Raw genomic sequence first — 21356 nt, 5'->3', positions numbered from 1 at the left:
GGACCTCCTGCGTGCGGACTGAACGATGAGGCTAGCCGGTTTCCGGTCCGAGGAGCTCACCGTTGCAGTCGACACAAGCCCAGTCTCCGTCGATGAACGACATCGGATCACCGCAGATCGGGCAATCCGGCGGCGGACCTTTGTCAATCCTGGGCAGGATGGGCAACTCGATGTCGTCTTCGTCCATCATGGGTTCGATATTCGATGTGGAACGCGTCGGGTATCGACAGTCGTCAGGATGTCCGGCATGTGCCGATCGCGGCTTAACCTTCCCGCGGCCGCATCTTGAGCTGCAGGGCCTTCTCCGCGCTCTCTCGACTGGGCACGCCGACGAACGTCAATCGGCCGTCGATGATGGTGGCAGGGACTGCCCGCACCGCATGGCGGCCGGCCAACTCCTGACCATCCGGTGTGGTGATGTCCACTTCGCGATAGGAAAAGCTGTACTTCACGCGCAACTGTTTCCACAGGCTCTTCGCCGATGGACAAGCGCCGCAACTGGGAGAGACGAGCAAGGTGATGTTCGGCATAGCGTGCGGATTGTAACATCCGGCCAAAACCAGGTTCAAGGCACGACACGCCTGGCCGTCGTTTCAATCTGCCGGAAATGCGTTGCCGTCGCGTCCTTTTCTCAGATCTTTCCCACGAGGTCGAGGCCGGGTTTCAGCGTGCGATCTCCCGGCCTCCAGCCGGCCGGGCACACCTCCACTCCTCCGTTCTCTCGCACGAAGGCGGCGGCTTGTACCTTGCGGAGCAACTCGTGCATGTTGCGGCCGACCGAGTTGTGATGGACCTCGAAGACGCAAAGCTTGCCGTCCGGATCAAAAATGAAACTGCCGCGCAAGGCAACGCCTTCCTGAGGGAGGTAGATTCCCAGCGCACGAGCCAGACGCCCGCCGGCGTCGGCCACCAACGGAAACGGAAGGTCTCTCACGGCTTGGGAGACGTCCCTCCAGGCCTTATGGACATAGACGGAATCCGTGCTGACGCCCAATACCTCGGCGTCCAACTTCTGAAATTCGGCATGGAGCGTTCCAAGATCTTCCAATTCGGTCGGACAAATGAAGGTGAAGTCGCCGGGGTAGAACACCAGCACGACCCACCGGCCCCGGTAGGATTGCAGATTGATTTCTTGGATCTGGTCTTGATGGTAACAGGTGAACGTAGCGTCAGGAATCAACTGTCCGATCATCGGCATTTCGGCCTCCGGGTTGGGTAGTCTCATTCCAATTTTTTGTCCGCGACGTGCTGCGGTCTTCGTTATGTCCGAGGAGATGTTCCGCTTGACGCAGGGCCTCCTGCTCCGCCGCCTCCATCGTATCGAACCGATCGGTGCTGAACCGCTGTTCGCGGCGATTGCCCTCGGTTCCGCATTCTACGATCCCCTGCACACTCCAGTGAGTCCCCTGCTCGACCCGAAAGATGAGTTCCACCTTGCATCCGGTGATGACCAGCCGTTTGACGTGACTCTGTACCGCTTGCGGTTGGGTCATCACCGGCGTGGAGCGGGATCGTGTTGCGGATTGTCGCGTGCTGGCGGTCGGTTCGGCTTCGTGCCTTGCGGCTGCTCGGGATTGACGGCCATGCCCGGGTCGACGACGGGCGGCACCACGACCGAGTCTGGATGAGGCACCGTCTCCGGCTGCTTGACGATCCCCGGATCGCGCGAGGGCGGCGGCAGATCGGGCGGCGGTGTTTTGGGACGAGTTTCCGGATTGTTGCCCGGAGGAGATTCGGAGCCGCCGGGTGGAAGCTGGTCTGCCGAATAGCTCGGCCCGGACCATGCACAGATGGTCATAGCGGTAAAAAACATCATCGGGACGATCACCGGTTTCGTCTTGTTTCGCATGAAGAAACACTAACCTATGAGAGCTCGGAGGTACCACTAGGCGATTCCCTGGAACGGTTGAGGGCTATTCTCATATGGAGTCGAGGCCTGGAAAACGCCGAAGAAATAAGCCGCTAGTCGAGCCAGTCCTTTTCCTTGAGTTTCCGCGGGAGATATTTTTTCGTGAGATACTGGAAATCCTTATTGGCCAGGGCGTCCAGTTCGTACTTCAACCCGCTGCTGAGCATCCGTTTGATTTCAGCCTGCCAGGCCGGTTTCTGGAACCATTGATAGTTCATGAGTTCCTTGGCTCTGGCGATATCCTTCTCATTCAGCTTAATGCCGACATTTCTTGGTAATTCATAACGTTCGGGGTCGGCGCTCGACAATCCCATGAACTTGGCTTTCGGAATCGCCATGCGCTGGCTCTCGAACGCCAGGTTGATGGAGCCCTGTTTGACGACGGAATAAATATAGTAGCCCCACGGGTCATTATCGACCAGGACATAGACCGGCAGCTTGTATTCTTCATGGAGGCGTCTGGTAAGCCGGCGCACGCCACGAGGCGGCTGGCCGTTTCCCGTCAACAAGACACAATTATATCGGCGCCAGAACTTGTCTTCCGACAGCCGGTTCCATTGGGTTCCCTTCTCGACGAGCAGCACGAAGTCGGCCGTGCACCGGCGGATCTCCAAGTACTCCGGTTCCACGATCGAGGGCACTGAGTACCCGCCTTTGCCGAGCTTGGAGCAATCGACGCGATCGCCGTCGTCCCCGAAGACGACCGGCCCGACGATGCTGCCGCTGTTCTCCGCCCGCACGTGCAGTTCTTCGCGCAGGGCGGCCAGGGAGACTTCCAGATCCTCGATGACCGGATCCGACTCGTCCTGCGTGTCGAACGTATTCTCATGCGAGTCTTTGATCGTGTGCTTCGTCCGGTAGTAGATTTCTCTGAGCGACGTGGTCAGGTCCGCGCGCTGCAGTTCGGACAGGGCGTCCGCGACGAGCACGGTCTGCATGAACTTCTTGGCCATGCCGACGTTGAAGAACGAACGCGCCTGTTTCTTGTCGCCCATCTCGATCAACCCCTTGCGTGGATTGAACGAGACGTTGGACAGCGCGCGAATGGGGATGGAGAAGGTCGGATCTTTGGAACGTTCCGCGGCGCCGATCACGACGTCGGCAAGTCCGATCAGTTTTCGTCCGACGACGGTCGTCTTTTTTTTGCTTTCAGCGGCCATGACTTATTTCTTTCCCCGTGGTGCGGGATGAGCCGGCTTCTTCGACCTCCCCGATGGCTTTGCCTTGTCGAAGAGCGGTATTTGCGGGGAAGGCCGTTTCTTCATTCCGCCGGTTCCCGCTTTCGGCGGCTTCATCCTGTCCGGACGAGTCCGCGCCGGGGTCTCCTCCTCCGGCGCATTGCCGAGCAGGTCGGTTTCAGCGGGGGCGGCTGCGGCGTCGGTTTCGACTGGCGAGGCCACCACCACGTCTCCCTCGACCCCGTCCGCCGTGACGATGATCGAATGGGGCAATCCTTCCGGCCCGCCGCCGGTCTTGCCCAAGGCCTCGTCGGTCTTGGCGCCGCCGGTGCGTGACGAGGCGATCTTCTGAAGTTGAGCCTTCAATTTGGCTTTCGGCAGCGTGCCGCCCTTCAGACGGTCGCAGGCCTCGACGACCTCTTCGATATAGAGCTCGAAGATATTTCGGCGCCGGAACTCGCTCGCCGCCCGTTCGCGCCGGCGGAGAAAGAGACCCAGACGTCTGCCGCACTCGCGGAGAGCCAGCGTGATTTCCTTCTGAATCTCATCGTAGTCGGCGATCGCCTCTTTCGATTCGCTCGTGAAGGGCACCCACACCGAGGCCATATGAACGAAAATGACCATCGGTCCTGCCGGCAATGCACCGCGTGATTGCGAGACGCCGTAATGTTTCCATGTGGTGCTCAGGGCGGCCTTGAACGTGGAGCAGGCCGACTGCTGATACAGCAGCGGGACCCGATTGGCATAGCGGATCACCCGTGCCAGTTCGGAGTCTTCTTCTTCGTCCTCGCCTTCCGCCTTGGGCTGCACCGGCTGTTGCGGCTTCGCTTGATCCACGGGCCGGTTGCCGTAGGCCAAACCTGCTTCGATCAGGAAAGGATTGCCGCGATAGACGGCGGGCGGCCGGCTGACCGCCGTGTAGAATTCGCCCTTGATCTGCTTGTAGAGGCCGGACAGGATGGCCTTCTCGCCGATGGGCGAGATGCAATTCGTCGGCGGCGCCATGATCTTCGTGTCCTGAATGGTTCGGTACAGCGCCTCGGCCGCCGGTCCCTTGAGGGCGCGCGGCGCCAGATTGGGCGAGACCTTGGCGGCCTTGCACATGTCTTCGGCGAGTTGCGGAGACACGCGGCAGAAGTCGCTGGTCAGGAATCCCGCGACGCCGTGGCTCTTGGTGTCCTGCAGCATTTTCAGGAACATGCCGAACTCGATGCCGTAGGGATGCGGCTTGATTTCGCGCGGCGACGGCGGCAGTTCGTGATACGTCCTCGGGTACTCCTTCGTCTCCCCTTCCGGCGTATGGTAGATCAGCCTGACGTGCGGATTGGCGATGGACGTCTGCTCGAGCCACTCGTCCACCGATGCCCGGCCCTTCTGATATTTGCCTTCGACTTCGAGCGTGACCTCCGTGCCCTGAGGCTGATGCCAGTCGATCTGCTTGTTCTCATGAACGAGCGGCTCGTTCTTCTTCGTGTCGATCTGCACCTCGAAAAAGTGCGCGGCCGCGCGCGGTCCCGTGCGCGAGATGATCTTCACCGGCTTGCCGGTCGTGAGCTGGCCGTACATGCCCGCGGCGGAGATGCCGATGCCCTGCTGGCCTCGGCTCATGCGCATGCGGTGAAACTTGGAGCCGTAGAGCAGCTTCGCGAAAATGCGGGGAATCTGCTGCCGGACGATGCCGGGGCCATTGTCGGTGACGGTGATGCGGAAGCGTGTCGCCTGACTTGCCGGCGGCGTCGTGCCGTTCGTCGGGACGACTTCCAGCCGGACGGTGACGTCCGGAAGAATGCCGGCTTCCTCGCTCGCATCGAGTGCATTGTCGACGGCTTCCTTCACGCAGGTCAGGAGGGATTTTCTTGGACTATCGAAGCCGAGCAGATGCCGGTTCTTCGTGAAAAATTCCGAGACGGAGATCTCCCGCTGGCGCGCACCCATCTCGACCGCCGTCACCTGCTGCGCGGGCTTTGCGGAAGACTGTTTTTGAACGGCTGCTTCAGGAGATCGTGACGCGGAAGGAGCGGACCCGACAACCGGAGCGGACGCTGTCTGCTTCGCCATTCATCCTCTCAAGATTAATTGCACTGTGTCTTGGTACCACAAAACATGCGGAGAGGCAAATAGCCGAGCCTCGAATTCGAACGATCTCACGTCGCCGGCGCTGAAGATTTTCTGTGACGCACTGAGTGACGTCGTCCGGCCACGAGGCAGTGAAACGGGCGAGTCGTACTCTTATCGGTACAGCGAGCTGGAAGCGAATGAGAACGTAGCCGGCGAGCCTTTTCAGCGGCTGATTAGGGTGGGAGGAGCCACGCACCTACCGAGAGTCAGCAGGTACGGCGGAGGTCTTGGGAGGACTTTAGGCTTCCCAGTACGAGCTGGGCTTGCACACCATCCTCAGCGCTCGACCCCCTGTTGAACCATATTCCCCCGGGCGTTCACTCCTCCCACCTCTGCACCATAGGCGTTGGGTTCAGGTCCGTCAAGCAAACTAATGTCTGTATCAATGTGATGTTCGAACATCTTCCGTCGCAAGATCGTCCTTCATTCAACGAATCTATCAAACCATAGCGCCGCGCGGGCAAATCTGAACGAGGGATTGTCCTAGTCTTCCTCGTAAGACGGGAGAACTCTCGTCATAGACGGGACAACTTGTCATGAGGTGTCGAGGCGTTTTGCCGGAGGAAATCTTCGGAAACTCCATCTAGAGCGGGGCAATGGCTCTTTCATCGTCTTCATTCTGTATCGGTACATGCCTTGCACGATCGACTGTCATCCCTGAAACATGGTGAGAGCCCGAGAGATAACAACAAGGAGGTTTTTTATATGAGTGGGAGATCATCCGCCTCGACTTCCGCGTTCGTGTTCGCCGCGATGACACTGTTCGTGGTGGGATGCAGCCATACGATTCCTCCGACTTCCTCAAAGCCGCAGCCTCCGCCTCAATTGGGCAAGACCCCGCCGGCCGTTCAGCCGCTCAGTCCCCGGCAGAAACAGGCGCAGGCGCCTGAGTCGCTCCTGCCGGTCACTATTACGGCGGATTTGTCTCCGGTCCAACGGACTATCCAGGCGGCGCTGCCGTCGCAGTTCACCGAAATCAATCATCCATTGGAAGAAGCCTATCGCTGGCGCTTCGTGCGCGAGGGTGAACCGCAGGTCGTGATCAAGGACGGTCTGGTGAGATATCAGGCGTTGTATCGCGGAGAAGTGGCATCGAATGCCGCCAGGGCCTGCCGGCTCGATCCGGTCTATCCGGTCATCGAAGGTACCGGTCGATTGCTTCTCGGCGAACAACCGGACGGGTTGCATGTGACGCTGGGCGAGTCTCAGATGTCGATCAACCTCAGACCTGAAAGCGACAATAAGTGCAACATGTTCAATGCCCCGTTGAAAGCGCAATTGGCGGAGTTGATGAGGATAGAAGCCGTCAAGCAAAACATCGTGCGATCAGTGGAGCAGGCCGGCTTCGTGGTGCCAGTCGCGACCGTCTGGGACCATCTTCAGGAGCCGGTGGCCGTCAAATCGTCCGAGACACAACTGTGTTTGTACGGTAAGGCGAAGGACTTCATCGTTGGGTCGATGAAAGGGCCGGCCGAACAAACCACCATCGTCGGCGCCGCCCGTCAAACACCGGTGGCATTGTTTCAGACACCCTGCCAGCTCCAGACCGGTGCGTCTCCCCTGCCTGTGCGCATGGACAGCACGGCGCCGATTCCGGACGGTCAACCGTACCGCGTCCTGTTGAGCGTGCCGGTACCCTACGCGTTCATGAATCAGCAGTTACAGCAGCGGCTGTTCCATCAAGAGATGAAACTTCCCGCGACGTTCGGCAAGACGACGATCATGATCGAACGGGTGACGGCAGCGGACGCCAATGGCCGCACGCTGTTTTCCGTCGTCACGAGCGGGAATGTAGAAGGAACCTTGTACTACTGGGCGACGCCCCGGCTGGAAGCGGACGGGAGCTCGATCATGATGCCGGATCTCCAGATGGCGGATGAGACCAAAATCGCCCTGGATGGCATCAAGACCGGCTACTGGCAGGTCGTCGACGCTGAGTTGAGACCGCGGCTGGAACAGGCCGCCATCATCGATCTCTCGCAGCGCGTGGCCAATATGAAAACCGCGCTGAGCGGTCATCACAAAGCCGGGGGGCTGACGATGGATCTGCTCCTGGCCAGGCAGCAAGCGAGTCAACTGCTGTCTACCGGTGACAATCTGGTTGCGGATATTGTGCTGGAAGGTACGGCCAGCGCCTCCGGCCGATTACCCGTCAATCAGCTGGCGCAGCAGGCTTCCCCCGAAATGACGGACCGTCCAATTGATGGCCCGCCGGTCGAAAGCCAGCCGCCCAAGGCGGTGCTGATACCGGACGAACGTCCGTAATGGTCAGCGGATCGGCCCTCACCAGGCGTAGGCTTCCGGCGCGGGAGCGCCGGGACCGGGAAAGATCTCGTCCAGCCGCTTCAACGTCTCGCGGTTCAAGGTGAGGGCCAGTGCCCGGATGCTCTCGTTCAATTGCTCCACCGTGCGCGGCCCAATGATCGGAGCCGTGACGGATTCTTGGTGAAGCAGCCAGGCGAGTGCCACGTCCGCAGGACGTTCCCCGAGCCGGCGACAGAGCGCCTCATAGGTCTCCAGTTTGTGGCGGTGGGTATCGACGTCCTTCCGGACCTCCGGATCGGCTCGTCGGCCCGCCGCCGCCGATTCGAGGGCTCCCGCCAACAGCCCTCGTGCAAGCGGACTCCAGGGAATCAGACCGATCCCATACGCCTGACAGGCCGGAATCACTTCCAGTTCGATCGTCCGCTCGGTCAGATTGTACAGGCTCTGCTCCGAGACGAGCCCGAGGAAATGGCGGTTGCGGGCCAGTTCTTGCGCTTGGGCGAGGTGCCAGCCGGCGAAGTTACTGCTGCCGATGTAAATCACCTTCCCTTCCCGCACCAGTTGTTCCATGGCCTGCCAGATTTCATCCCACGGAGTGTCCCGATCGATGTGGTGCATCTGATACACATCGATGCAGTCCGTATGGAGTCTGCGGAGGCTGGCTTCGCAGGCCCGCTTGATGTGAAGGGCCGACAATCGAGATTCGTTCGGCCGGTCGCCCATGCGGCCATACACTTTCGTCGCCAGTACGATCTGGTCACGGCGCCCTCCTTGCGCGAGCCAGCGCCCGACGATCTGCTCCGTCCATCCCTCCCCCGTTTTCCATCCGTAGACGTTCGCGGTATCGAAAAAGTTGATGCCGAGTTCAAGCGCACGGTCCATCACGGTAAAGCTGTCCATCTCGCTCGTCTGCGGTCCAAAATTCATGGTGCCGAGACAGAGACGGCTGACCCTGACGCCTGAGCGACCGAGATGACGGTATTGCATGATCGTGGTTCCCCGATGGTCCGTGGAAGCCTATCATAACGGAATCAATGCGGCACGCGGCTATTCGACGCGTGGCGAATCGATCGGACATCCTGGCGAGAATGGGACTGGCAGAAAAGGCGACTTAGAAGGGGATGCGGATACCCATCTGAAATTCGTTGGGCGCAACGCTTTGACCGAATTGATTATGCAATCCCTGGTCCGAACTAATCGTCGGAAGCCGGTGCAGAGAACGGTCCAAGTCAGTAGCATATCCGTTTCCGAACCCCGCGCCGACGTACGGCAAGAACATCTGACCGCCGATTGAATAGCTGCCGCTGATCGAGGGAATGTCTCGAAAGACCTGGGTGGATGAGGAGGCAGCCCCTTGGTCAGGAACCGGCTGCACCGTATTGCCGATCAGCCCGGAACGTTTCCCAAATGTCTCGGGACCGAGCGGCACGATGTGTCCGCCGATCACCATCGAACGGTCCAAATCCGAGGCGGCCACGGCTGACCACAACAGCAGGGCCGAGCAGCAGGTTGAAGCGAATATAAGGAGCGATTTCATCATATTCTTATCATCGATCGTTCTTGATACTGCCTCGATGCTGCCACTATACAAAATGACATGCAGCTCAAACAAGGTACAAGAACCGCGCCAGCCGGCGTCTTTCATGATCTACGCGTATTGGCAAGGCGGCGGTTTAACTCCGTCTCCTTTTGTCGCCACTGCCTGTGTCATCCAGGTGTCACGAGTGGGAGAAATGATCGGGTGGGCTCGAAATGCGCACCGTACCGCTTGTCTTCACTAGTCCTTGCTGATTTCGTAGCTCAGCGTGACCGTCGCCTCGACTCTCATCTCTCCGGACAGGAGGGGGATGTCTCCTCCACCGCTGTCTGCGGCCATCATGGCGCGGCCTGCATAGGGAGCGGGACGGATGAACTGGACGCCTTCGGTCACGTTCATCAACCGGGCGAGTTTGAGACTCAACGCTTCGCTCAGGGTCGCGGCTTTTTCGCGGGCCTTGCCCGCTGCCAGCTTGAGTGCCTGCAGGCGTGCCTGCTGCTCGTCGCGCAGTCCCCACTGCAGCCCCTGAAAGTGGTTGGCCCCTGCGGCCGAGGTTTCTTCGATCACTGCGGCCACTTTCTGCAGATCACGGATCTCGACCGTAATCCGATTGCTGACGGTATAGCCGACGATCTCGGGCGCCGCAGCCGGTGCATCCACCGGGTGTTTGCTCGGAGGCCTGTACTGTGGCATGACGTTGAACGACGAGGTTTGAATACGCTCTTTTTCGATTTTCAATTGCTGCTGCAACCGATCCATCACCTTCTGCATCGTCATGCTGTTCAGGCGCTGGGCCTCGGACAAGGACTTGGCGGCCGTTTCCATTCCCACCGTGACAAAGGCCGTGTCGGGTTGAACGGTCACGACACCGTTGCCGTTGACCGTCAAAGTCGGGATGTCCGGTCCTGCTCCCCCACCGGCCTGAACAGCACCAGGAATGATCAACAGCACGAATAGGTAAGCAAGCACTCGCATGGCCATCCTCTCTTCCGCAACGTGTCGAGGTCGTGACTGCGGCAGGCTAGGCCCGTCTCCCCGCCTCTGTCAAGAAGTGACGAGTGAGTAAATTCGCAATGATAAAACGAAACAAGAACAGTGTTGCCGAGTCCGACAGCTCCGGCATGAAAACGCTTAGTCCCCATCTTCTGTGGATAATGCTGTGTACAAGTAGTTGTGATAGGTGAGCGAAATGAGCACTAGACGCATTATCGATCAAATTGCCTATTTTTTAGGCATAGGTGCCTCAGGAGACGTGCCACTATTTGTAGTGGTCGAATCAAGGAATCCCGTATTTGTTGCACATTTTTGGCTCGAGGATCATGCCGCAGCCCGCGCCCTATCGGTAGGCGCCCGGGACATTCGGCCCTAGACCTCAATATCCACAGCCTAAGGGTTTTGCTGGGGACAAGAAGCAAATCGGCAGGCTTCACGCGCTGTTGTCCTCGATACGGTCGAGGCAAGAAAACGGCTCTATCGTACGAACCTGTGGACGACCCTGTCGGCCGACAGCGTCACGTTTTCCTCTGTCATAAGAGAGGCGGTCATTATCGGTTGCGGGATCGGACGGTCCGGGTGGCATCCGAAGAGCAGAAAAAGAAGAGCCGGAAGCAGCGCCTGAATCGTGTATCGCGTGGTCATTCTTTGGAATGGCGCGAGTATGGAGAACAGTGAGGCGAGCGTACTACTAATTCAGACAGCGACGCAAGTGCTTGCACGCGCCGCTTCGCCGCAATGTGGGCGACGTCTGTTTTTCAGGTCTATTCCTCAGCCCGGGTTTCCGTTTCAATCGTGTGATCGTCCGAGGGAATTGAATTGAGTGGCTGTGATGGATCAAATGGCTTGAGAATGGATTGGCCGTTCAAGCATATGGAATCCCATGGTGATTTCGGCTACTGTGCGGGAAACCATCGATCGCAGCACATGAACTCCATCCCGAACAAGAAATGAGCTGGAAATCATCACTGGCGCGTGAGTTTCCCGGGGCTGTGTCGCAGGACCGCTTCGTTGCCGGGTCGCATGAGGCACTCCACTGCCACGGATTTCGGGCGGAGAATACCATCGCATTCGCCAGTGTCTGCCGCGATGAGGTCGCCTTATCCCTCGTGGAAGCTATCGAGAAAACGTGGGGAGAGGTCTTCACGTTTTCCAGCCTCGGGGGAATGCTCACCTTGGGCAAGACGGGGTTCTCAGCCGCTCAGCAACATGCTCCGATTGAACATGGCCGAGAGCGATATGCCTATTATGCGCTGCCTCACATCGCGATCGATGCTCAGGGAGAATTCGGGAACTATTACCGACCAGGTCGCCAGAAGGTCTCTCATGCCTGCGGTGCCTTAGTGGCGTTTCACCACGAACTTGCGAACGGGGCTCTCGAATTGGCGCTCGATCCCGACGACTTGGAGCAGAGTATTCTCAAGCAACATCTTTTGCGCAAGCTCAAGTACGGCGAGGTTCCGAATCTGCTCTCTTTGACCAGAATTGCCCATGCGGTCATCGTCGAGGAGCTCGAACGGATGATTCGACTCACTGTCGATCCCATGCGAAGCGACTATGGCCTGTTCACCGGCATTCAAATCCACGCACCGGAAGGCCGGCATTTCGTGTGGCCGGGTACCGCATATGCGGTGCTGAACGGGACACAGTTCAACCTGCCGACGATGAAGCACTAGAGATGTTTTGAATCGCACGAGGGAGAAACCAGGGTCTGGCGGACGATTTCTCGTCGGATTGTGGCGGGTGATGGATACGCTGGCTCAATCCGGGATGGGCTTGTCGATTTCTTCCTTGTCGAGTTTGCCGGATTCAAACTTGATGGCGTTTTCAATGGCCTCGCATAGCGATTCACCATACGCGAAAATGCGGTAGCTGACATAGCCTGCAAAGCACGCCGTCGCTAATTCAGCGACGCCAACGACCATGGCAGCGCCGAGACCCATTGCCCCGCCAATAACCGCTCCGTGACCGGGGAGGTGATGAAAAAATTCCCACGTGGCGTGGCCAGCCGAGTTGACGCCGTCCTCCACCGTCCTGAGCACGCTGTTGCCGCCCGGGGCAACCGAGTCGGTCCAAGAGGTTGATTCGGTCCGATCTGTGTCAATCGTCCCAGCTGTGCCTTCCTGCATCGTTCACCTCCTAGAGAGACCACGAAGATGGAGTACTCTAGCTGAAATTCAATCGGTTTGTAAATTAGTCTTCGCATTGTGAGCAGGCCTTGAGCGGATGTTGCACGGCTATCCGGCAGTCTGAATAAACTCTGGGGATTGACCGCAAAAGGTTTGTTCGTTCAAAATGACCGCCCAGATCTGGCAATTAGGCTTCCAAGACCTCATACGATCAGCTCATGCTCATGCGCCGGAGGGCCGAATGTGGCTGTTCGAGGCATTGAAATAAGAGACCGACGAGTCTCCAAGGAGAGGAAAGACACCGATGGCTGATATTCTTTCAGGTATAGGAGCGACGTTGCGTCCTTTGGCCAAGGAATTGATCAAAGGGGGGATCTACCTGTTTGATACAGTATCCGAGGTTGCCTTGGAGGCCGGTGAGAAGTTTAAAGATATCGTCGCCGAAGCCAGAGCAGATCTGGCTCAACAGAGCAGTCAGCCTCCTGCAGAAGAGGCGTCAGCAAAAGCGGAAGCTTCACCAGTAGAAGAAGCGAACGGGGAAGTCGAAAAGAACGGCGATCAGAGCCGTCGTCGGCGCAAGACGCGTGTACCGATTAGAGGGTCTCGATGATCCATCTCTGACATAGGCATACAGGCTAACCCCGCCCTCGTATGTCCCTACCCTTCGATTGGCTTCGTCCCTTACGGAACTCGTACTCACCATTCATCCGCGATTGTGAACTAGCTTACTTCCTCAAGATACCTTAGCTATGGCAAGCTCCGGTACACCTGGTCATTAGCCAAGGGCGCGGCCTAGAAGATCCCACAAGCGGAACTCGTGATGTCATTGGAAGCAAGAAGGGCCACTCATGCTCTGAGATGAACATGAATGGCCTTCTGTTGTGGAATTCATGCGGGCACCACGAATAGGCGCCCACATCGCGCCTGTCAGGCTCTATAAGACGGAAACCGTCAGAAGAAATGCGGCGAGTTCAAGTCCAAAACCCATGATGGAGAGTACAAACGCTAAACTCTGCATGCTTGATCCTCCTTCGTTACTCTTTGATCGAGTCTGACATAACAACGTACCAAGTACATGAGAAAAGCAAATCCAGTGCCACCTCATTCTTTAGCCTTAACACGTAAAAATTGCTCTATGGGGACGGTTTATCCACCAATTGATACAAACTGTCCCCCACCCGCCTCCTTTATCTGTCAGCCTGTTCCCTTCTTTCTCTCTACGACAGAGGTTCCCGAGTACGGTCAGCGACACGAAGATGGCCTGGATTCGAACTCCGGACCCTACGGTGATACGAGTTGAATAAAGTCGAGGAATACTATAACCAAGTCGCCAATTGTGTATGGCCATCTCGATGATCACAACCGAGCGGCACCTTTCCACCGGTAGGTCGGTATAGAACAAGGAATATGAGTGTTTGTTGGTGCGGCAGGCGTATGGCTGTGATTGCCGCGTGACAGGGCGTTCAGCATGGTCCTCCGTTACCTTCTGCGCTTCCTCCTTCTCTGCAGCACGCTCACGGTTCAGGCGGCATGGGCTGAAGAGAACTCTCCGGCGAATCCGCCGAGCGAGAACTCTGCACGAATTTTAGAATCGTCGCCATCCGAAGAAGAATCACCGCGGTTCGGCCCTCTTGTGCAACGGCTCCACGACATCGTGATGTCGGATGGGTCGCCTGTACGCCTCCCTCAATCGCAATTCCATCTTGATCAGGCGCTCCACGTCCCGGACTGGCTCCATCTGAGCGTTGATTTCCGGACCCGCTATGAGTCCTACAGTCAGCCGGTCAAGAAGAATGAGACGACCGGCGGGGCGCAATTCTCGGAACGCACGGACGTGAACATGGAGATGCGCTATAAGCCGTTTAAATTCCACGCGGAGTTTCTGGACGCGCGCCCGTTGTACAACTACGGTGTGATCGTCAGCGGCAACATGGAGAATCGGAACGACATGCTTCAGCTCTATGGCAGTCTGTGGTCAGATAATTTTCTGGGATCAGGTCAGCCGACCGAACTGCAGATCGGCAAGTTTACCCAAGCGTTTGGAAAGAGCCGGCTGATTGCGCGAAGCTTCTACAGCAATGTCCCATATTCGTTTGTTGGCGCCCACTGGTCGTGGGGAAAAGCCACCGACTGGCAAGTGCGGGCGTTCGCCATGCGTCCGGTCAAAAATCAGCAGACCTCCCCCGACACGCTGGATTCGCATACAAACTTCTTTGGACTGTCATACCTCAATCAGCGCAGGCCCTGGCTCCATACCGAGCTCTATACCTTTACGCTGACCCAAACCGCCGAGGGGCAGGGCATCAACGGTCGTTCCCAGGAACAAATCACCACAGGCCGGCGCCCGCATCTCACGACCATGGGGTTTCGGCTGTTCCAGCCGGAGGCGGCCGGGGCGTTCGATTACGAGATCGAATCAGCCTATCAGTTCGGCCAATCGGCGCTCCAGCCCGGCGGCCCTCCCCTGACGACGTTCTCATTCTTTCAGCATGGAGAATTCGGCTACACGTTCAACGTTCGGTGGAAACCGGCCATTCGCCTTGAATATGACTATGCCAGCGGCGATAAGAATCCGAACGACAATCAGAATGGCCGCTTTGACCCGCTCTTCGGCACCTATGGATTTTCCTTCACTCCGACGGGAATTTGGGGGCTGTTCAAGCGGTCGAATATCAACTCACCGGGGTATGTCCTATCGGTGCAACCGGTGAACAATCTTCGCGCCTCTTTCAAACAGCGGTTTTGGTTCTTGGCGCAGGCCAAAGACGAATTCCAGGGCGCCGATCTGCAAGACCAGACCGGACAGGCCGGTACTTCTCTGGGGTCGGATCTCGACACGCGCTTGGCCTGGACGGCCGGTCCCAATCTCATCGTGGAGGGAGGATGGCTCTATCTCATCAAAGGAAGCTATTACTCCAATCTTCTCAGCCAGGGGGTGGCTGGCTCGCCTAACGACAAAAATGCCAGCTACATGTTTTTGTCAGTGCGGCTTATCTTTTAAGTGACGCTGTTCCGGTCCTGGAGAGACCATCTTGAGCAAGGGCGTTGTTCATGGTTTCCATGGGATAGGGCCAGCCTTATGTACTCGTCCGCACTGTACTGGAGCGTCGTTGACACAATTGTAGGAAAGATCCATACTCCGGCCGCAACTCCCGTGCACGACTCGCCGGCGGCCTCTTTCGGAGGACCATGTCCTGGGTCCGCAACTCAACTTTGCGGTGAATGACAACCTTGCCTTCACCTTATCGTGGATCCATGATCTGTACGATCACCATCGCTTCTCCTCGAACTACTCTTAGCTGAATACGCGCGTTCAGTTTTGAAAGCAGCGAGAGCACATGATCAATTTGGCAAAGAATGTCATGGCTACTCGATACGCGACGTGCATAGCCGATCTTCATACATGAAGTGAGATCCGAAAGGAGACGCTCCATGGATCGAATCGTTCAGAAAATGTTGATCTATGGCATGGTGATGGCGGCCGTCGTTGAGATGCCTGTACTGACCCAGGCTGCCGAGAGAATACCCAACGTCGTCTTTATTCTTGCCGACAACGTCGGCTACGGCGATATGGGGCCGTATGGCGGGGGCGAGCTCCGTGGAGCGCCCACACCGCGCACCGACCAGCTGGCCCGCGAAGGCCTACGGCTCACGCAATTCCTGGTCGAACCGGCCTGCACTCCCTCACGTGCGGCGTTGATGACCGGCCAGTACTCGATCCGCAACGGCCTATCGTTGGTCGTGATTGAAGGTTCGCCCTATACGCTTCCCGGGCGTGCCGTCACGATGGGGGAACTGTTTAAAAATGCGGGCTACGCCACGGCCGCCTTCGGGAAATGGCACCTGGGTGGTGCGCCACACAGCCTGCCGACGGCGCACGGGTTCGACGAGTTTTACGGCATCCCGCCTGATATCTCCTGGGATTCTGCGACCTACGTGGATACGATCGAGCTGACCCACTCTATTCCAGCACCGCGCCAAGCCCTGCTTGCCCGCGGACCCCAGATCGTGGAAGCGACTGCCGGAGGGCCGTTGAAGCACATCAAACCCTTCACACAGGAGGTGCGTGCTGACATTGACAATGAGCTGGTGGCCAAGTCGATCGACTTCATGAAGCGGCACACCGATGCCAAGAAGCCCTTCTTCCTGTACCTGCCGTTTTCGATGGGCCACATCCCGAACCTGGCGTCCGGCCAGTTCAAGGGCAAGTCACGCATCGGGAACTACGGCGACAAGCTCATGGAAGGCGACTTTCACGTAGGCCAGATCATGGACACGCTGAAGGAGCTCGGCGTGGAGAACAACACGATCCTCGTCTTTGCATCCGATAACGGACCGTCTGGAGAAGCGTTTCGTGAGTTCGGCAATAACGGCACGCCGGACATGGGCAGCCCGGGTCCCTTCCGCGGCGAGCTAGGCGAAGTCACCGAAGGCTCGATCCGGACCTTCTGCTTCATCCGCTGGCCGGGGCACGTCAAGCCCGGCACCACGTCCTACGCCATGTTCTCGATCATGGACTTCTTTCCGACCTTCGCCGCGATCATCGGGGCCCGGGTGCCCGCCGACCGCCCCATCGACGGCGTCGATCAAACCGACGTGCTGCTCGGAAAGTCCGACGCCGGACACCGCGAGCATCTCCTGAGCTTCATCGGCGCGGACCTGGTGGCGGCGCGGTGGAAGCAATGGCGCATGTACTTCACCGATATTCACCCAACCGGCCAGGGCCCGCAGCGTCAGCCTGGGATCTTTTCCACCAGTGCTCCCCTGGCCGGCTACCCGATCCTGTACAACATCGAGATGGATCCACACGAGGATCTGACTGCGGGAACCTTCGGGTGGGTCACTGGCCCTTTGTTCAAGACCGTTCAGGAATACCTTGAATCGGTCAAGAAGTATCCCAATCCCCCATCGCCAAACATTACGCAGTTCCGGAGTGAGACTCGTTGAGGACAGCGCATTCCAGACAGAGCGTTGGTCGCGCTCATTCCGGCCGTTGTCGGCCACTGTGCGTTCGTCGATGGGAATCGGTCATGTAGATGATTCGCGATGATCCTTGATGAACCTAGGTCATTGAATTACGGCTCTTGATGCACATGGGGGGATGAGAGGCGATTCAGAAGCATCAGGTCTCTCAACGGCACGACAAGCCAGAGAAGCAGCGCAGCATTAATGCTCAGGAAGGACACCAGAATGCTCGCTAAGGCCACACCAGGGGCTGTGTAAGCCGTCCACCAAGAAATCTTCACCCACGTTCCGCCAGACTCCTTTGTCCGCCATTCCTTTCTCTCCAGCACGTAGTGCCCAAGTATGCTCAGCGTCAATGAGGACAATCCAAGATTCGAGGAAAAGATGATGGTCGCAATACGATCTCCCTCATAGTGGCCGATCAAGGACGCTGTGTACGAGGTCAGCGAAATGAAAAACAGATGGGCGAGGTTCAATGAGAGAGCTTTTTCGTCACACAGGGCTGCCGACTGGAAGATCCGATGGTGGTTGATCCAGAAGCGGGCGACCAGAAAAAATGCGACCACATAGGCGACAAAGTTTGGGAGCTGCTCGACGAGGTCCGTCGTCAACTCCGAATTCGTGATCCCGCGGACTTCTGGCACCTTGAGATCCAATACGAGCAGGGTGAGCGCGATCGCATATACGCCATCCGAAACAGCGCAGAGCCGTTCATGCGTATGGGAGCGTTTCAGAAACAGATGTAGGACTTTCACGAGTAATCGTCAGGCGCGACGAGCGCGACTCTCCCTCTTATCAATCCGTTCAAGATAAGACACTGGCTTCGTGACGGTGACAGAGGTGTCCCATCGGTGCGCACTTCAGTGCCTGTATGAGCTGAATGAAGTCGAAGAATGAGGTCAGTCGTCACAGCGAGGAGTGCCCATACGATATCTACTCTGTTGGTTTGGTAGCGTGCCCGTCAAATTCAGGTCCATTTCCCGGTTTCGATACGCTGGCTTTGGCAAAAAAGTAACTCGCCAACATCAGGAGCGGAATACCTGGAACCAAGGGCACGGGAACCAGAACCGCTCCCACAACCATGCTGATATAGCCTGCCGTCCAGTAGCCTGATCTGACTTGTGTCTGAACCGCCCCGCTGGAATGAGGGTTCTCTTCGGTCTTGGTCAAGAATCGCCACGGCTGTAACCATTCCGTCGGCGGCGAGGTGGCCGCACCCTCCTCGTCCGCCAATGCGATCGATGCGCGTCGTTCGAGTTCTTCGCGAGTGAGACGGCGATGAAACGCGCACAGCGAATCCAGGCTCCACAGTGCGGGATCGTACATCACCGTCACGCTCTGGCAGCGACTGTTCACGGTGGCTTCGATCACACCGGTTTGATCCGAGAGCAGGGCTTGGAGGCCTTTTTCTAGGTGGGAATGGCTCTTGAGCGCGGGAACACGCAGCCGGACTCGACCGGGGAGTGAATGGATGACCCTGGTACCGGCCAAAGGTCTGTCGAGTCCCGCACCCTCACGGCAATCTTCACCCGCTGCAGGGCCGGGCTCGCCGGAGCGATCCGTGCCTCCCGCAAGTGGCACATCGGATACGCTCCTATCATCGATGGCCATTGGGACGTCCTCGTTATCCCGCGAGCATGACCTTCTCGGTCTCAGGAGCAGGAAGGAGACGTGTGGTCGTTTCACGCGTCGTCGTGAGAACCTTCACGGGTTGCTGTTCCATAATCGGACGAAGGCCGTTCATCGTCGCGATGATCGCCGACCCGTTACTGAGCAACGTGGCCCCGATCGGTCCGAGCACACCGATGCATGCCAGGCACAGGGCGATCGTGTTGGGAATTGAAATAATTTTCCAGTTTTGCTGGATCAAGGAGACGGTTTCCCGGCCGATATCGATCGCGAGCGGAACCTTCCAGAGCCCGCCATGTAAGAGTACGACGGGCGCGGTTTCTCTCGCAGCCTCCGTTCCCCCTTCGACCGCGATGCCAACATCGGCATAGGCCAACATGGGAGAGTCGTTGATTCCGTCCCCGACCACGGCCACTTTATAGCCTTGGCACTGGAGACGCTCGACCGTCTTTGATTTTTCACCCGGGAATACTTCCGCCTCGTATTCCGTGATACCGATCTCGTCGGCAACCTGGCGCGCGACGTCCTTATGGTCACCCGTCAGCATGACGATGTGCTTGATACCGCGCGCACGCAGCGCCTGAACCACCTCTTGTGCTTCGGGCCGCAATGGATCGGAAATCGCCAGAAGGCCGATGATCGACCCGTTCCGCGCGACGCAGAGCGGCGAAACCGCGCGTCGCTGCAGATCCGCGATGCGCTCTCCCGCGTCCAGTGAGAACGCGACTCCACGCTGCGCCATGAACCGTGGACTGCCGACCAGAATGACCGCGTCGTCGACCAGCGCCTCGACGCCGAGCCCCAGGGTATATTCCGAAGCCGTACGCTCAGGGATCGTCAGATGTCTCGCCTCAGCCGCCCGGACCACGGCATCGGCAACGGGATGTGTCAATCGCAGCTCCGCGGAGGCAGCCAATGCCAGGACCTCGTCGGAGGTGGAGGACTCGAACGTCACCACGTCGATGACATCGGGATGTCCCGTGGTGAGCGTGCCGGTCTTATCAAAGACGACCGCATCGACTTCTGCGAGGGTTTCGAGGTGCCGTCCACCCTTGATCAAAATGCCGTTGCGAATCGCTTTCGTCATGGCGGATAACACGGTCGTCGGGGCGGCGATCCGGATTCCGGTTCCGTAGTCGACGATCAGGACCGCAGCCGCTCCGGGGATTCCGCCTCCGATGGCGGCTGCGAAACCGGCGCCCATGAAGCTGTACGGCACGAGATCATTCGCCCACTTGACGGCGTAATTCTGGATCTTCGTTTCACGGGCAGGGGCGGCTTCCACGAGGCGCAGAATCTGGCCGGCCTCGGTTTCGCTTCCGATCCGCTCGGCTCGGATGTAGAGTTTCCCTTCGCGAACGACTGTCGCGGCATACACGAGGTGATCCGCCTCTTTCTCGACCGGGACCGATTCGCCGGTGAGAGCGGCCTGGTCCACCAGGGCCTTTCCGCTCAATACGGTGCCGTCGACGGCAATGCGCTCGCCCGGATAGACCACCACGGTTTCGCCGAGTTGAACCTCTGACACGTTGACACGGATTTTCTGTCCATCGCGCACGACCCAGGCTTCGATGTGTTGATATCCAAGGATCTCCTCGATGGCCTTCTTGGACCGCATCATCGTCAGGTCTCGGATCCAGTCGGCGACGTTGATCAGCCAGACCATGAAAAGAGCCATGGGGAAGTTGGCTTGCACGACGAGGAGCGAGGTGGCGGAAGCATCGAGCACATCCACGTTCAATTTGCCGTCTTCGGACAGCGAGCGATGAGCCCGTTTCAGCATCGGCAATGCGCTGGCGATGAGTAAGACGGGCAGCAACGGAGCCGCCAGGGGTTCGAGCAACAGCGCCATGCCGATCCCTGCGCTGGAATACCATAGCTCATCACCGGAGGTTTCCTCTTCGGTCGCCGCCTGGCCCGATCTCGTCCCGGTGGGCTCATACGCGGAGACCTGTTCGATGCTCAGCCCTCTGACCCACTCGCAGAGCCGCTCGGACGTCCACAGCGAGGGATCGTATGAAACGGTCACGCTTGCGGACCATTCGTTCACGCTCACCTCGATGACACCCGGTTGATCTCGGAGGATCCGTTCAATGCCCTGAGGCAGGTCGGAAGAAGTCTTGAGCGCGGGAACCCGCAAACGCACTCGCCCCTGGAGGCTGTGCACAATGCTGGTATCAATCAGTGAGCCGATACGATCCGCCCGAACGAGTGCGGCTTCATCAGCGGAAGCATCATGCGGAGGGGTCTGCTTGTGGTATTGCGGCCGAAGAGGAACTGAGTCGAATGTCAGGTCGTCGAACGTCTGCGGCGCCACGCCCAGTGCCGAGGCCATCGATCGTCGCACGCCCGCCGATGGGGTGACTGTCGAATCAAACTGCACGACGAGGCTGCCTATGCTTGGAGTCAGTGAAACTTGCCGGATGGAAGGAATGGACTGGAGGCTCTGCTCAAGGTCTTGGGCGTATCGACGGCTGCTCTTCAGCTGATTGACCCTCAGACGCACACGCCCGGGTGAGGAATGTATTACCGTAACCGTGGCCCGCTCGACCGACATGGTCTCATCTCCTCTCCTCAGCCCTGTGCTGCCTTACCGGTTTCCGGGCCACCCCCCGGATTCTTCCCCGGCGGTC

General features: G+C 58.3%; 19 protein-coding genes and 1 other RNA gene. 5 read left to right on the top strand and 15 right to left on the bottom strand.

The features are described from left to right. Positions 1-31: 31 nt before the first annotated feature. From NSJP_RS19545 to ssrS, 8 genes are all read right to left on the bottom strand, one after another. The gene (locus NSJP_RS19545) at positions 32-190 is read right to left on the bottom strand and encodes a hypothetical protein (protein ID WP_172834377.1); all 159 of its coding nucleotides are present in this window, start codon (positions 188-190) and stop codon (positions 32-34) included. A gap of 73 nt (positions 191-263) precedes the next feature. Beyond that, positions 264-530, bottom strand: coding sequence for a glutaredoxin family protein (locus NSJP_RS15290; RefSeq protein ID WP_080887727.1), 267 nt, complete (start codon positions 528-530; stop codon positions 264-266). Positions 531-631: 101 nt separating this feature from the next. Continuing rightward, complete coding sequence (locus NSJP_RS15285; RefSeq protein WP_080887726.1) at positions 632-1198, bottom strand: peroxiredoxin; 567 nt, start codon at positions 1196-1198, stop codon at positions 632-634. Next, positions 1170-1496 (bottom strand): hypothetical protein, encoded by a 327-nt coding sequence (locus NSJP_RS15280; RefSeq protein ID WP_155970288.1) that lies wholly within the window; start codon positions 1494-1496, stop codon positions 1170-1172. The genes NSJP_RS15285 and NSJP_RS15280 overlap by 29 nt, the downstream gene beginning before the upstream one ends. Next, entirely contained in the window at positions 1493-1849 is a 357-nt protein-coding gene (locus NSJP_RS15275; protein ID WP_080887724.1) for a hypothetical protein, read from the bottom strand. The genes NSJP_RS15280 and NSJP_RS15275 overlap by 4 nt, the downstream gene beginning before the upstream one ends. Before the next feature lie 113 nt (positions 1850-1962). Then, positions 1963-3069: a DNA topoisomerase IV subunit A gene (locus tag NSJP_RS15270; protein WP_080887723.1), complete on the bottom strand. Its 1107-nt coding sequence runs from the start codon at positions 3067-3069 to the stop codon at positions 1963-1965. 3 nt (positions 3070-3072) lie between these two features. Continuing rightward, entirely contained in the window at positions 3073-5145 is a 2073-nt protein-coding gene (locus NSJP_RS15265) for a DNA topoisomerase VI subunit B (RefSeq protein ID WP_231989398.1), read from the bottom strand. A 277-nt stretch (positions 5146-5422) separates the two neighbouring features. Beyond that, positions 5423-5497, bottom strand: a non-coding RNA gene (gene ssrS / locus NSJP_RS20255) — 6S RNA. 413 nt (positions 5498-5910) lie between these two features. Between ssrS and NSJP_RS15260 the strand changes: the two genes are divergently transcribed. Further along, the gene (locus NSJP_RS15260; protein ID WP_080887722.1) at positions 5911-7470 is read left to right on the top strand and encodes a DUF4403 family protein; all 1560 of its coding nucleotides are present in this window, start codon (positions 5911-5913) and stop codon (positions 7468-7470) included. A gap of 18 nt (positions 7471-7488) precedes the next feature. Here the strand turns inward: NSJP_RS15260 and NSJP_RS15255 are convergent, their stop codons facing one another. The 3 genes from NSJP_RS15255 to NSJP_RS15245 all read right to left on the bottom strand — a co-directional run bounded on the left by NSJP_RS15255 (position 7489) and on the right by NSJP_RS15245 (position 9982). Beyond that, positions 7489-8457, bottom strand: coding sequence for an aldo/keto reductase (locus tag NSJP_RS15255; protein ID WP_080887721.1), 969 nt, complete (start codon positions 8455-8457; stop codon positions 7489-7491). Between the two features lie 124 nt (positions 8458-8581). Next, the gene (locus NSJP_RS15250) at positions 8582-9115 is read right to left on the bottom strand and encodes a hypothetical protein (protein WP_080887720.1); all 534 of its coding nucleotides are present in this window, start codon (positions 9113-9115) and stop codon (positions 8582-8584) included. Between the two features lie 132 nt (positions 9116-9247). Next, the gene (locus NSJP_RS15245; protein WP_172834376.1) at positions 9248-9982 is read right to left on the bottom strand and encodes an SIMPL domain-containing protein; all 735 of its coding nucleotides are present in this window, start codon (positions 9980-9982) and stop codon (positions 9248-9250) included. 968 nt (positions 9983-10950) lie between these two features. Between NSJP_RS15245 and NSJP_RS15240 the strand changes: the two genes are divergently transcribed. Next, entirely contained in the window at positions 10951-11676 is a 726-nt protein-coding gene (locus NSJP_RS15240) for a hypothetical protein (protein WP_080887718.1), read from the top strand. Positions 11677-11760: 84 nt separating this feature from the next. On the opposite strand, the gene NSJP_RS15235 is transcribed toward NSJP_RS15240, so the two are convergent. Beyond that, the gene (locus tag NSJP_RS15235; protein ID WP_080887717.1) at positions 11761-12129 is read right to left on the bottom strand and encodes a hypothetical protein; all 369 of its coding nucleotides are present in this window, start codon (positions 12127-12129) and stop codon (positions 11761-11763) included. Between the two features lie 304 nt (positions 12130-12433). Here NSJP_RS15235 and NSJP_RS15230 point away from each other — a divergent pair, with 304 nt between their 5' ends. The 3 genes from NSJP_RS15230 (at position 12434) to NSJP_RS15220 (ending at position 17076) form a co-directional block, all read left to right on the top strand. After that, the gene (locus tag NSJP_RS15230) at positions 12434-12739 is read left to right on the top strand and encodes a DUF5132 domain-containing protein (protein ID WP_080887716.1); all 306 of its coding nucleotides are present in this window, start codon (positions 12434-12436) and stop codon (positions 12737-12739) included. A 1047-nt stretch (positions 12740-13786) separates the two neighbouring features. Then, complete coding sequence (locus tag NSJP_RS15225; protein ID WP_172834375.1) at positions 13787-15130, top strand: alginate export family protein; 1344 nt, start codon at positions 13787-13789, stop codon at positions 15128-15130. A 431-nt stretch (positions 15131-15561) separates the two neighbouring features. After that, complete coding sequence (locus NSJP_RS15220; RefSeq protein ID WP_197685435.1) at positions 15562-17076, top strand: arylsulfatase; 1515 nt, start codon at positions 15562-15564, stop codon at positions 17074-17076. 128 nt (positions 17077-17204) lie between these two features. Here NSJP_RS15220 and NSJP_RS15215 read toward each other — a convergent pair whose 3' ends face one another. The 3 genes from NSJP_RS15215 to NSJP_RS15205 all read right to left on the bottom strand — a co-directional run bounded on the left by NSJP_RS15215 (position 17205) and on the right by NSJP_RS15205 (position 21280). Continuing rightward, entirely contained in the window at positions 17205-17849 is a 645-nt protein-coding gene (locus NSJP_RS15215) for a TMEM175 family protein (RefSeq protein ID WP_080887714.1), read from the bottom strand. A 178-nt stretch (positions 17850-18027) separates the two neighbouring features. Next, positions 18028-18705 carry an HMA2 domain-containing protein gene (locus tag NSJP_RS15210; RefSeq protein ID WP_080887713.1) on the bottom strand — a complete coding sequence of 226 codons (678 nt, stop codon included), beginning with the start codon at positions 18703-18705 and terminating at the stop codon, positions 18028-18030. Between the two features lie 13 nt (positions 18706-18718). Further along, positions 18719-21280, bottom strand: coding sequence for a heavy metal translocating P-type ATPase (locus NSJP_RS15205; RefSeq protein ID WP_080887712.1), 2562 nt, complete (start codon positions 21278-21280; stop codon positions 18719-18721). Positions 21281-21356 lie beyond the last annotated feature (76 nt).

The organism is Nitrospira japonica (assembly GCF_900169565.1).
Lineage (GTDB): Bacteria > Nitrospirota > Nitrospiria > Nitrospirales > Nitrospiraceae > Nitrospira_C > Nitrospira_C japonica_A.
This window is presented reverse-complemented; position numbering and strand designations above follow the sequence as displayed.